Here is an 11,645-nt window from a genome sequence, read left to right as displayed (position 1 = left end):
TTCAAGGGGTGAGAAAAGGGCGGCCGCCAGGACACCTGTGCGATGTGACTCGTAACATAGTAATGTGACATTGCATTGACAAGCCGTCAGCTCTCTCGTTACCGATCCGTGCCTCACCCTCCTCGTTCGCCCTGTTCGGCCGCTTTCCTCGTTCGCGCACCGACCCGAAGGAGTCGCGCACCGATGACCGAACCCACCACCCCACCGCACACCGGCAGCCACGATCTGCCGGTGTCCTCCGCTCTGGGCGACTTCATGGCCACCGCCTGGGCGCCCAGCCCTCTCCCGCCGGAAACCCGGCTGCCCGCAGAGGAGTTGACGACCGGTCGCCGCGCCCGGCTGTCCGCCCGGTTCCCCGGCGAGCGGCTGATCATTCCGGCGGGACGGCTCGCCGTACGGTCCAACGACACCGACTACCGCTTCCGCCCGCACACGGCGTACGCCTGGCTGACCGGCTTCACCGGCGAGGACCAGCCGGGGAACGTCCTGCTGATGGAGCCGGCGGGCAGCGGCCATCAGGCCGTGCTGTACCTGCGGCCCCGCTCGCCCCGTACCGGCCAGGAGTTCTACCGGGACCGCCGTTACGGCGAGTTCTGGGTCGGCCGACGTCCCGACCTCGACGAGGCCGCCGCCCTCAGCGGGCTGCGCTGCGAGCACCTGGACGACCTGGTCAAGCCGCTGACCGGAGCCTCCCCTCCGGTCCGGCTGCTGACCGGAGTGGACCCGGCCGTCGAGGAGTTGGTCGGCTCCGGGAACCACCAGCCCAGCGGTGACGCGGAGTTGGCGACCGTCCTCGCCGAACTCCGGCTGGTCAAGGACCCCTGGGAAGTCAGCCAACTGCAACTCGCCGTCCACCACACGACGAGCGGCTTCGAGGACGTGGTCAGGGCGCTGCCCCAGGCGCTGCGGCACCCGCGCGGCGAGCGCTGGATCGAGGGCGTGTTCGCCCTGCGGGCGCGCGCCGAGGGCAACGGGGTCGGCTACGAGACCATCGCCGCCTCCGGCGCGCACGCCTGCGTCCTGCACTGGATACGCAACGACGGCCCGCTGGACCCCGCGGGACTGCTGCTCCTGGACGCGGGAGTGGAGACCGACACCCTCTACACCGCCGACATCACCCGCACCCTGCCGCTGTCCGGCCGCTACTCACCGGCCCAGCGCACCGCGTACGAACTGGTGCTGGCGGCGCAGGAGGCGGGCATCGCCGCGCTGCGCCCGGGGGCGCGCTTCCGCGACTTCCACCTGGCCGCGATGCGGGTCATCGCCGAGGGGCTGTACGACTGGGGCGTCCTGAAGATCCCGCCGGAACAGGCGTTGAGCCCCGACAGCGGCGTGTACCGCCGCTGGACGCTGTGCAGCAGTGGTCACATGCTCGGCATGGACGTGCACGACTGCGCGCGCGCACGGGCCGAGACGTATCTCGACGGCGTTCTGGAGGAGGGGCAGGTGCTCACCGTCGAGCCCGGACTGTATCTCCAGCCGGACGACGAGACGCTGCCGCGCGAACTGCGCGGCATGGGCCTGCGGATCGAGGACGACCTGGTGATCACCGCCGACGGCGCGAGGCTCATGTCCGGTGCGCTGCCACGGACCCCCGACGCGATCGAGGAGTGGATGGGCGGCCTCCTCAACCCCTGAGCGGTCGGGGTCGGCGTCCGGCGGCGACGCCCGCCGGACGCTCCCGTCGGTGACGGCCTCGTCCGCTGCCGGGCGACGCCCCGGACCGTACGTCAGGCGGTCCCGTACGTCAGGCGATCCCGTACGTCGGGCCATCCCGTACGTCAGGCGGTCCCGAGCTGGAGTCCGTTGGGCGCGGTCGCCGCCCCCTCGGCGCCGTCCGCCCACAGTGAGCGAACGTGGCCCAGGTGGCGGCTGATGCACTCCTGCGCGCCCTCGGAGTCGCGGGCGAGCATGAGGTCGAGCAGTTCGATGTGCTCCTGGGCGGACGCCACCAGTCGACCGGTCTCGTCGAGCCAGTTCAGCCCGTACAGCCGAGAACGTTTCCGTAGGTCGCTCACGACCTCCACCAGATGGCCGTTGCCGGCCAGGGCGAGCAGTCCGAGATGGAACCGGCGGTCGGCCTCCAGGTAACCGATCAGGTCGTGTCCCCGGGCCGTCTCCACGATCTCCAGGGCGAGCGGTCGCAGCGCTTCCAGTTGCTCGGGGGTGGCCACCGCGGTGGCCCGCCCGATGGTGGGGACCTCGATCAGCGCGCGGATCTCGGTGTACTCGTCGAGATCGCGTTCGGTGATCTCGGTGATACGGAAGCCCTTGTTCCGCACCGCCTCGACGAGTCCTTCCTTGGCGAGGTCGAGCATCGCCTCGCGGACCGGGGTGGCCGAGACGCCCAACTCGGCGGCCAGAATGGGCGCGGAATACACCGCACCGGGCCGCAGTTCGCCCGCGATGAGAGCGGCACGCAGAGCGTTGGCCACCTGGTCGCGCAGGTGCTCCCGTACGGGAATGACGCCGCGCGACGACAAATGAGCCATGACCGATCCTCCAGACACACGAACTCCCACCATACAATGTGACGTTGCCCCACAGCGAGGGACCGGGTTCCGGATCCGGAGTCCCGCCGGGCCGTGAGCCCGGCGGGGACGGGCGTCGCGGCAGCGGTCAGCCGCCGACGGTCCGCCAGAAGCCGCACTGGTGTTCCTGGGCGAGGTCGACCGGCTCCGTCTTCCCCGCTTGCAGGGACTGGACGTGCCGACCGGTGCCGAAGCGGGGCCAGGGCGCCGTGCCGGGGCCGTTCGGATCGCCCGTGTGGGCGAACTGGGCCCAGTAGCGGATCATCGTGTCGGCGAGTCGGCGCTGAGCGGGGGTGGCCGGACCGGGGAGCTGCTCGTCGGCGAAGAGATACTGCAACTCGCTGCCGTGGAACGCTCCGGTGGGGAAGTCGGGCTTCTTGAGGGTGCTGAACCAGGGAGCCTCGTCGTCGGCGAACTCGTAGGCGTAGGTCGGCACGTGCTGGTCCAGGGCCCGGTCCCGGTCGAGGACGGTGCACCCCCAGGCCCAGTCGGTGACGACGGAGGACAGCGCCTCGCCGGGGGACGTGAAGCGGTCGGCGGGGTAGCGGGCCAGGACGCGGGCCGCGTCGGCCGGGGTGAACAGTGTCCGGATCTGCTGCCGGTAGTCGGCGTCGGTCGTCGTCCGGCCGGTCACGGCCTCGATGGCCGCGGTGAACAGCCGGTGTTCGTCCCGGGTCGTTCCCTGGATGACGGGGACCCGGTTGAAGTGGCCGGTGGCGAACGCCTGTTCCGGGCTCACGGGCAGTACGCCGCCGCCGACCGTCGGCCCTGACCCGACTCCGTCGTCGGACCACTTGAGGAGTTCCTTCACGGGTGCGGCGCGCAGACAGGCCGCCGCTGTCCGGAGGTCGGAGCAGCCGACCTTTGCCGCGACGTCGAGTCCGTGCCGCTCGCGCTCCGCGCGCGGCAGCGGGAACCAGGTGGGCGGGCCCGGTGACCAGTGGCGTCCCGTGCACTCGGCGCTTTGCAGGATCGCCCTCTGGAACAGGCCCGTTGACCCCGGCGCGACGAGATGCGCGCAGACGCTGGTGCCGCCGGCCGACTCGCCGAAGAGCGTGACGTTCGCCGGGTCGCCGCCGAATGCCGCCGCGTTGCGCTTCACCCAGCGCAACGCCGCCTGCTGGTCCTCCAGTCCGAAGTTGCCCGACAGGTGCGCGGCCGGGCCGTGGTCGAGGGCGGGATGGTCGAGGAATCCGAAGACACCGAGCCGATAGTTGACGCTGACCACGACCACCTTGCCCTGACTGGCCAGGCGCTGTGCGTCGTAGAGGCTTCCGGCGCCGTTGATGAAGCCGTTGCCATGGATCCACACCATCACCGGCAGCTCGCGGGCCCCGCCGCTCGCGGGCGTGGTGACGTTCAGATAGAGGCAGTCCTCGCTGCTGCTCTGCTCGTCGATGAGCCCCGCCGACTGTGCGCATCGGTTGCCGGGCTCGGTCGCGGTCCGTATGCCCGGCCAGGACGCGGCCGGTTGGGGCGACGCCCAGCGCAACCGCCCGACCGGCGGGGCGGCGTAAGGAATCCCCTGGAACATCCGGGTGTCCGTGCCGAGGCGGCCTTCGACCAGGCCGGTGTCCGTCCTGACCACGGTGGCGGGACCGCCTCGGCCGCCCTCCGCGCGCTGGGCCGGCCGCGCGTGTCCGGCGGCGCAGCCGGTCATGGCGCCGCCGGTCATGACGGCGCCGACCAGAGCGGCCAGCAGGACCCGTAGGCGCGGTCGCGCCCTGACCTGTGGCCTGCGACGTCCTGGGGCGCGGTTCTGACCTGGGGGATTCATCGGCGTTCACATCCTCAAACAATTCGTGTGGGATCCACACTAATATAAAGTGTGAGGCGCCCACAAAGTCAATTCCCCCCGGGGACGAGACATGGAGATGAGCCCGATGACGACCGGTGACGACGAGGCGCTGCCGCCCGGCCTCGCCCAGGCGTGGGGACTGGCCCCCAAGACGGGACGGCTGGGCCGGAAGCCCTCGCAGAGCGTGGAGGGAATCGTCGAAGCGACGGTCGCGCTGGCCGACGCGGAAGGCTTCGCGGCCCTGTCCATGCCGAACATCGCCAGGCGGGTGGGACTCACCGCCAACGCGGTCTACCGGTACGTCAGCTCGCGGGACGAACTGCTGGTCCTGGTCGCGGAGACCGCGTGGGGCCCGGCGCCGGAGCTGGAAACCGGCGCGGACCAATGGCGGGCGGCTGCCGCCCGTTGGACCAGGGCGATGATCGGGCGCTGCGACACGCACCCGTGGCTGCCCGACCTTCCCATCCGCGGGGCGCCCGCGACCCCGAACCTGCTGCGCTGGACGGAAGTGCTGCTCGAAGCGCTCACCGGGGCCGGGCTGAGCACCGCCGAATCACTAGGGTGCGCGCTGCTGCTCGACGGTTACGCGCGGCGCATCGCCGCCGCCCGCCGCGACGTGCGCGACAGCACCGCGGCGCCGGTGCAGTCGGCCGCCGTGGCGCGATTCCTTCAGCCGCTCCTGCACGAGCACGGTTATCCCATCCTCGCGGCCATGATGGAGCGCGAGGAATACGACGACGACATCGCCGACGACGACGTGGACTTCGGCCTGACCCGGATCCTGGACGGAATCGAGGTCCTGATCACCCGGCGGACGACGGCCCGCTGAACGTCAGCGCGGCTGCGCGCCGGGGGCGCGGGGCGCGAGGGCGGGGCGGGGCGCCGCGGACGGGGCAGCGGCGGCGGCCTCGCGGTCGGCCTGTTCGGGGTGACGGCTGCGCCAGTACGGGTTGTCGTGCGGGAGGCGGCTGCTGACGCGGCCGTACATCCCGAACGTGATGATGAGCAGGCCCATCACGAAGCTGAAGATGACATTGGGCATCCGGAAGTTCAGCACGTTCGCCGACCGGTCCAGGACGGCGAGATTGACGAAGCCGCTCAGGAGGAACAGGGCGCCGACGGTCATGTTCAAGGTGGAGGCGAAGTTACCGCCGACGATGCCGCCGAGGATCAGGGCGGCGCCCACCACCAGGGAGATCACGCTCAGCGCGCCATTGGTGCTCAGACCGGCGACTTTGGACCCGTGGGTGTCGAAGAAGCCCAGCGCGTCAGCGAACCCGAGTGCTCCGAAGACGATCAGCACCAGGCCGCAGAAGGCGGCGCCGAAGCGGTAGACGGTGGCCAGGTGGTGATCGCGCGGGAGTTCGTCCTGCAGCTTCATCGCCGTCTCCTCTGTGGGGCGGGCAGATCCGTATGTCGCGGATGTACTGCTTTCGCACTCTCCAGGGTGGCCCTTTTGTCCGGATCTCTCATCTCGCAGCGTTTTTGCAGCGTGTCATGGGCGCTACGGCCTCCGGGGCCGCCCCGCATCAGCCGAGCGCGGCGTCCGCCTGGAGGAGCGCCCGCAGTCTGAGCAGCCCGCGGCGCGAATGGCTCTTGACCGTGCCGAGCGGCAGACCGGTGCGCTCGGAGATCTCGGCGTGGGTGAGGTCCCAGTAGAAGGCCATGCACAGCACCTGCTTCTGGGCGGCGGGCAGCTTGGCCAGCTCACGGGTCACGAAGACCCGGTGGAGCGCGGCGTCGGGCTGAGCGTCGGCGTCCGGCTCGGGCGGCAGGGCGGAACCGGCGTTGGCCACGAGTACGGAGCGGCGGGTGCGGGCGGAGAGCGCGTCGGCGATCTTCCGGTGCGCGATGCCGATCAGCCATCCGGCCAGGGACCCGCGGTCCGGCCGGTAGCCGTGCCGGCCGCGCCACGCGGCGAGGAAGACCTGCTGGGTGACATCCTCGGCCTCGCGTGCGTCGCCGAGCGACCGGCGGGCGAGCGCGTGGATCAGCCCGCCCCAGCGGTGGTAGGCGGCGGCCACGCAGTCCTCGTTGCCCCGCACCAGACCGGCCGCCAGCTCCGAGTCGGCCAGGCCCAGCTCGGCCGGTTCCCACAGCGGCGCGTCGGACCCGCCCCGGCCGTCGGCGGAGCGGGCGGGCGCCGGGACGGCGGGGGGAGCGGGTGCGGCGGCAGCGGATGCGGACGCGGGCTCGTGCGCGGGTTCCGCGACGGTGCGTACGGTCATGGAGCTGCCCTTCTTCGGTCGGGTTCCTGCCGGGCGGGCCGCGAGCCGCCGGGAAGCCCGGCGCGCGGGGCCGCTTGCCGCCGACGCGGCGGGGTCGGCTCGTCCTAGCGTGCGAATCACCGGCCCTGTGGAGCAACTCGCACCGTTTCTGCGTCGTATATTGAAGAGATGAGCGAGGAGACGGGTGGGACGCAGGGGGCGTCGGGAGCGCGGGAGCCTGTCGAGGCCGGGATCGCCACGGGTGCGCTGGCGCGGCGGCTCGGGGTGTCCGCCACGACGGTGCGGTCGTGGGACCGGCGGTACGGGATCGGTCCGGCGGTCCGTTCGGACGGTCGGCACCGGCGCTGGGCCCCGCGGGACGTGGCCGTCCTGGAGGAGATGTGCCGGCTCACCGCCTCGGGCGTGCCGCCCGCGGAGGCGGCCCGCGCCGCTCAGGCCGCCGCCGGCACCGCGCCCGCGCCCACGAGCCCGGCGTCGGCCGGGCCGCCCCGGCCCGCCACTCGGCAACCGGCCGCCGGGAGCGGCCTGCCGCTCGGAGATGTCCGGCAGGAGTGCCGCGGGCTCGCGCGGGCCGCGGTGCGGCTGGACGGCCCGGCGGTAGACGCACTGCTGACCGACCTGGTCGAGCGGCACGGGCTGGTCGTCGCCTGGGAGGAGGTGATGGCGCCGACCCTGCGCGCCGTCGGCCGCAAGTGGCAGACCTCCGGGGAGCGGTACGTGGAGGTCGAGCACCTGCTGTCCTGGCACGTCTCGTCGGCGCTGCGCCGGGTCCGCCCGGCGCCGACCGTCACCGGGGCGGCGCCCGTACTGCTCGCGTGCGTGCCCGGCGACCACCACACGCTTCCGCTGGAGGCGCTCACCGCGGGGCTCGGAGAGCTCGGCCTGTCGACCCGGATGTTCGGCGGGGCGGTGCCGGTCGACGCCCTGGACGAGGCGGTACGCCGGATCGGTCCGGCGGCCGTCGTGCTGTGGTCCCAGTCCCGCTCCACCGCCGACCGCCCGCTCGCCCGGCATGTCGCGGCCACCAGCTGGGGCGTCAAGGGCGCCCGTACCCATCCGATGGTCTTCCTCGCCGGTCCCGGCTGGGCCGGCCCCCTGATGCCCGGCATGCTCAGACCCCAGGGCCTGCGCGACGCCCTGTCCGCCCTGAGCCGCATCGGCTCCCCCACCCCACCACCCACCGCCGCCCCCTGACCCCCTCCGGGAGGGGTACGCCCCGGCCAGTCCTCAGCCGAGGCCGAAGCAGGCTCAGCGGCAGCCCGTGGACGCCCCGGCCAGCAGCCGACACCGCCGCAGGCCGACGCGCACGCACCGGAAGCCCCGGGACGCCGTCCGGGTGGCCCTCAGCCGACACCGCCGCAGGCCGGTGGGCGGGTCGCCGCCAGGCCGAGGAGATACGTCAGCCGCGCGTCGCGGCTCGGGCGTCAGCCGGGGGTTCCGGGCGGGGCGGTGGCCAGGTATTCCTCGACCAAGGCGGCAGCCGTGGAGGTGAGTGTGTAGCCGGAGGTGACCGTGGCGCGGCCCCGCGCGGCGAGGGCGCGGGCGGCGGAGGGCGGCATGTCCAGCATCCGTTCGAGGCCGAGGCCCAGGGCGGGTGCGCTGGAGGTGTCCAGCAGTACGCCGTTGTCGCCGTCGCGCAGATAGTGGCGCACTCCCCCGCGTTCGGGGGCGGCGGTCGGCAGTCCCGCGTCCATGGCTTCGAGCACCGCGATCCCGAACTCCTCCTTGGCGCTCGGGCAGACGTACCAGGCCCGTGTCCCCGACGCCGGGTCGGCCAGCGCCCGCTCCAGGCGGCGTACGCGGGTGTTGGACAGGGCCGTGAGCAGGACGAGCCGGTGGGCCGCGCCGGGGTGCCGGGCGAGCAGGCGGCCGATCCTGGCGCGCATCGCGGTCTCGGCGGCCGACGGACGGTCGGCGGCGCCGCCGATCAGCACGAGGGAGGACCGCCGGTACAGGCCCCGCTCCAGCCAGGCCCGTACCAGCATGTCCTGCTGCTTGACGGGGTGCAGCCGTCCCACGCAGAGCAGCAGCGGCTCCCGCAGGGCGTCCGGGCCGAGCGGCGCCCGCCGCGCGCCGTCGCTACCGCCCCCGCCGAGGACCATGCCCAGCAGATCCGCCCGGTCGGACGCCTCGGACGCGGCCGGCACGTACGGCTGGATGCCCTCCGGTGGTGCGGCCGGGCCCGCGCCGTCCCGCGCGGCGGCCAGTTGGGGGAAGTGGCGGACGAGTTCGGAGGCGTCGCCCTGCTGTCCGGGTATGGCGACCACGCGTGCGGCCCGTTCGACCAGCCGGTCGGCGACGAACACCCGGTGCAGGTCGTCGCGCAGGTCGTCGGAGGCGGCCGGGGCCCGGCCGTGGCGTGCGGTCATCTGCCGGTGCGGATCGGGCGTCGCGGTGAACACCAGCCGGGCTCCGAGGCGTTCCGCGGCCTGGGCCATGGCGAGCGAGCCGTCGTCGGCGTAGCGCGCGTGCAGGACGTCCAGCCGTGCGCCGAGGCCGCCGAGCAGCCGTACGGCCCACCAGGCCAGCGCCTCGCGGTGGGCGCCCATCTCGTGCTGGCCGAGGGGATGTTCCGCGTCCACGGGGAGCCGCAGCACCCAGTGCCCGGGGCCCCGGGCGTGCAACAGGCTGTCGTCCCGCGCCAGTTCGCTGCGGCAGGCGGTGACCACCGTCACGACGGCCGCGACCGCGCCGGTGTCGGCCAGCGCGTCCCCGAGGCCGCTGAGCAGCACGCTCAGGCCGCCGCTCAGCCCCTCCCCCGGAGTGTCGAGGCCGCCCAGCAGCATCGGCTGGGCGACGAGCAGACCCGGCCTGCGTGCCGCCGCGGGCAGCAGCGGGTCCTGGCCGGGGAGCAGCATCAGCCGCTCGTACGGGTCTTCCGCCTCGGCGGAGACCGGCAGCAGGGACGCGCCGCCCGGCACACCGGCGAGGTAGCGCCAGGCCGCGTGGCGGGTCGCGCGGTCACCGGCCGCCGCGAGTTCGGCCGCCTCCTCCGGCTCCAGCGGCCGCAGGCCCCGGGCCGTGGCGACGTCCAGCAGGGCCGCCGTCGCGGCCCCGGCCGGGCGGTGGCGCAGCGCCTCGCGCAGCGCGTCGCGCGCGCTGTCCGCGCCGTGCACCCGCAGCGCGTCCGGCCACGCCTCGGCTGCGGCGGCCCGCAGCCGGTCCGAGCCACCGGCGTGGCCGGTCAGCGTCTCGGGGCTGTGGGCCAGGCCCATCCGGCAGGCGCGGCGGAGTCGCGCCAGCGACAGGTCCTCCGCCTCCCAGGCGATGCCCTCGGGGAACGGCCAGCCGTACTCCGCCTGCGTGAGGTTCAGCAGCGCCCCGGCGCCCGCGCCCGCGGCGGCGGGCCGGATCCGGCCGGTCCAGAAGGTCGAACGGAGGTCGACGAAGACGTCGTCGTCCGGCGCGGGCCCGGTGCGAGCGCCCGGACCGGCGAAGACGTTCCCGGTGACCGTCCCGTCGCCGGCCGCTCCCGTGGCGGAGCCCGCCGCGGGGGCGGTCGGCAGTGCGATGTCTTCCATGGCGGCCTCTCCCGTGCGAATGGGGCTGCGGATCGTGCACAGTCATCGCTTCCGTACGGCCGAGCGGATTGGATGCACTTCGGGCGCCGGTTCTGCCTCACAGCGCGCACGCCCCTGACCTGGCAGGATCTGCCGTCGCAGCCGCGCCGCACGCCGTCGTGGAGTTCCGCGGGGGCCGCGTCGGCGTACGCGGACACCGCTCGACCGAAGGAGTCCCATGGCCCGGATCGTGGTGGTCAGCCCGCCCTTCCAGTCGCACGCCCGGCCGCTGTCGGTCCTGGCGGGAGCCCTGCGGCGGGCGGGCGACGAGGTGCACTTCGCGTGCGCGCCCGCCTTCGAGGAGCTGGCGCGGGAGGCGGACATCGGTTTCGTGCCGCTCACGGTGACGCGGAACGCCAATACGGGGATCGCGGAGACGACCGAGCAGGACACGGCGGAGGCGGCGCGTCTCACCGAGTTCCTGGACGCCACCAGGGCGGGCGCGGTGCCCGCGCTGCTCGCCCAGGCCCGGCACCGAGGCGCCGACATGCTCGCCGACCCGGAGCGGATCCTGGCGGACCTGCGGATTCTGCACGACCGGCTGCGGCCGGACTGGTACCTGGTGGACCAGCTCAATTACCCGGTGACGCTCGCCCTGCACTGCCTCGGTCTGTCGTACGCCTCCTACTGTCCCGGACATCCCGGCTACCTGCCAGCGGGCCCCGACGCCTTCTTCGGCGAACCCTGTGCCTGGCCCGCCGGGATCCGGCCGCGCCCCGCGGAGCGGGCGGCGCTGCGCACCGCGGTACGGGCGAACGACGCGGCCTTCACGTCGCTGTTCGCGGACTTCGCCGCACTCCACGCCCCGCATCGGCCGCCGCCCGGCCGGGCGTTCGCGCTGACCTCACCGCACGCCGTCGTCTACTGCTACCCGCCGCTTCCCGGCCTGCCCGTACCGCCCGAGGGGCGCGAAGCCCTCTACGCCGGTCACTGCACCGCGCAGGACGCGCCGGTCCTGGACCCGTACTGGCGCGGTGCGGCCGACCGGCTGCGGGCGGCGGCGGGGAAGGTCGTCCTGGTCGCCTTCGGCACCTTCCTGTCGGCCAGGGACGACGTGCTGCGGACCGTGGCGCGCGGCGTGCTGGAGCGATGTCCGGACGCGGCGGTCGTCCTGGCGGCCGGGGACCGTACGGCGGCGCTCGCGGATCTGGCGGGCCCGCGGGTGTGCGTCGCGGCCTCCGTGCCGCAGCGCGCGCTGCTGGCGGAGGTGGACGCGATGGTGCACCACGGCGGCAACAACTCCTTCACCGAGTGCGTCGCCGCGGGCGTCCCGGCGCTCGTCCTGCCGTTCTCCAGCGACCAGTTCGCCGTCGCCCACGACGCCGAGCGGGCCGGGGCGGCCGTCGTCCTGGACCCGGCCGCGGCGACCGGGCGGGAGATCGGGGACGCCGTGGCCTCACTGCTCACCGCGCCGCCGCCCGGACTCGGGCAGCTGTCCGCCCGGGTCCGCGAGCGGGGCCCTGACTGGGCGGCCGTCCGGCTGCGGGCCGTGATGGCCGCCCGCCAGGAGCGGCCGGTCGCACCGTAG

9 protein-coding genes are annotated in these 11,645 nt (G+C 73.9%); 4 read left to right on the top strand and 5 right to left on the bottom strand.

Features of this window, described 5'->3' with window-relative positions:
• Positions 1 to 183: 183 nt before the first annotated feature.
• Positions 184 to 1,638 (top strand): aminopeptidase P family protein, encoded by a 1,455-nt coding sequence (locus ACIO6U_RS18065; RefSeq protein WP_401720106.1) that lies wholly within the window; start codon positions 184 to 186, stop codon positions 1,636 to 1,638.
• A 143-nt stretch (positions 1,639 to 1,781) separates the two neighbouring features.
• Here ACIO6U_RS18065 and ACIO6U_RS18060 read toward each other — a convergent pair whose 3' ends face one another.
• Together ACIO6U_RS18060 and ACIO6U_RS18055 are read right to left on the bottom strand one after the other, a co-directional pair.
• On the bottom strand, positions 1,782 to 2,492 hold the full coding sequence (locus tag ACIO6U_RS18060) for a GntR family transcriptional regulator (RefSeq protein WP_355335293.1): 711 nt from the start codon (positions 2,490 to 2,492) through the stop codon (positions 1,782 to 1,784).
• Positions 2,493 to 2,619: 127 nt separating this feature from the next.
• Positions 2,620 to 4,308: a carboxylesterase/lipase family protein gene (locus tag ACIO6U_RS18055; RefSeq protein WP_401720103.1), complete on the bottom strand. Its 1,689-nt coding sequence runs from the start codon at positions 4,306 to 4,308 to the stop codon at positions 2,620 to 2,622.
• A 106-nt stretch (positions 4,309 to 4,414) separates the two neighbouring features.
• Between ACIO6U_RS18055 and ACIO6U_RS18050 the strand changes: the two genes are divergently transcribed.
• On the top strand, positions 4,415 to 5,158 hold the full coding sequence (locus ACIO6U_RS18050; protein ID WP_401720100.1) for a TetR/AcrR family transcriptional regulator: 744 nt from the start codon (positions 4,415 to 4,417) through the stop codon (positions 5,156 to 5,158).
• Positions 5,159 to 5,161: 3 nt separating this feature from the next.
• Here the strand turns inward: ACIO6U_RS18050 and ACIO6U_RS18045 are convergent, their stop codons facing one another.
• Positions 5,162 to 5,710 (bottom strand): DUF4383 domain-containing protein, encoded by a 549-nt coding sequence (locus tag ACIO6U_RS18045; protein ID WP_355335301.1) that lies wholly within the window; start codon positions 5,708 to 5,710, stop codon positions 5,162 to 5,164.
• Between the two features lie 148 nt (positions 5,711 to 5,858).
• Positions 5,859 to 6,557 carry an RNA polymerase sigma factor gene (locus ACIO6U_RS18040; RefSeq protein WP_401720096.1) on the bottom strand — a complete coding sequence of 233 codons (699 nt, stop codon included), beginning with the start codon at positions 6,555 to 6,557 and terminating at the stop codon, positions 5,859 to 5,861.
• A gap of 168 nt (positions 6,558 to 6,725) precedes the next feature.
• Between ACIO6U_RS18040 and ACIO6U_RS18035 the strand changes: the two genes are divergently transcribed.
• The gene (locus tag ACIO6U_RS18035) at positions 6,726 to 7,751 is read left to right on the top strand and encodes a MerR family transcriptional regulator (RefSeq protein WP_401720093.1); all 1,026 of its coding nucleotides are present in this window, start codon (positions 6,726 to 6,728) and stop codon (positions 7,749 to 7,751) included.
• 230 nt (positions 7,752 to 7,981) lie between these two features.
• Here ACIO6U_RS18035 and ACIO6U_RS18030 read toward each other — a convergent pair whose 3' ends face one another.
• On the bottom strand, positions 7,982 to 10,078 hold the full coding sequence (locus ACIO6U_RS18030) for a glycosyltransferase (RefSeq protein ID WP_401720090.1): 2,097 nt from the start codon (positions 10,076 to 10,078) through the stop codon (positions 7,982 to 7,984).
• A gap of 217 nt (positions 10,079 to 10,295) precedes the next feature.
• Here ACIO6U_RS18030 and ACIO6U_RS18025 point away from each other — a divergent pair, with 217 nt between their 5' ends.
• Positions 10,296 to 11,645 (top strand): glycosyltransferase, encoded by a 1,350-nt coding sequence (locus ACIO6U_RS18025; protein ID WP_401720087.1) that lies wholly within the window; start codon positions 10,296 to 10,298, stop codon positions 11,643 to 11,645.

Origin of the sequence: Streptomyces sp. NPDC087422, assembly GCF_044744145.1 — a bacterium.
In the GTDB taxonomy this organism is placed as follows: domain Bacteria; phylum Actinomycetota; class Actinomycetes; order Streptomycetales; family Streptomycetaceae; genus Actinacidiphila.
Note: the sequence above shows the minus strand (reverse complement) of the source record. Positions and strands in the feature narration are given on the sequence as shown.

Coding starts and splice junctions, on each gene's coding strand:
- ACIO6U_RS18025 (WP_401720087.1), top strand. CDS start 10,296: ATGGCCCGGATCGTGGTGGTCAGCCCGCCCTTCCAGTCGCACGCCCGG.
- ACIO6U_RS18055 (WP_401720103.1), bottom strand. CDS start 4,308: ATGAATCCCCCAGGTCAGAACCGCGCCCCAGGACGTCGCAGGCCACAG.
- ACIO6U_RS18050 (WP_401720100.1), top strand. CDS start 4,415: ATGACGACCGGTGACGACGAGGCGCTGCCGCCCGGCCTCGCCCAGGCG.
- ACIO6U_RS18060 (WP_355335293.1), bottom strand. CDS start 2,492: ATGGCTCATTTGTCGTCGCGCGGCGTCATTCCCGTACGGGAGCACCTG.
- ACIO6U_RS18035 (WP_401720093.1), top strand. CDS start 6,726: ATGAGCGAGGAGACGGGTGGGACGCAGGGGGCGTCGGGAGCGCGGGAG.
- ACIO6U_RS18040 (WP_401720096.1), bottom strand. CDS start 6,557: ATGACCGTACGCACCGTCGCGGAACCCGCGCACGAGCCCGCGTCCGCA.
- ACIO6U_RS18045 (WP_355335301.1), bottom strand. CDS start 5,710: ATGAAGCTGCAGGACGAACTCCCGCGCGATCACCACCTGGCCACCGTC.
- ACIO6U_RS18065 (WP_401720106.1), top strand. CDS start 184: ATGACCGAACCCACCACCCCACCGCACACCGGCAGCCACGATCTGCCG.
- ACIO6U_RS18030 (WP_401720090.1), bottom strand. CDS start 10,078: ATGGAAGACATCGCACTGCCGACCGCCCCCGCGGCGGGCTCCGCCACG.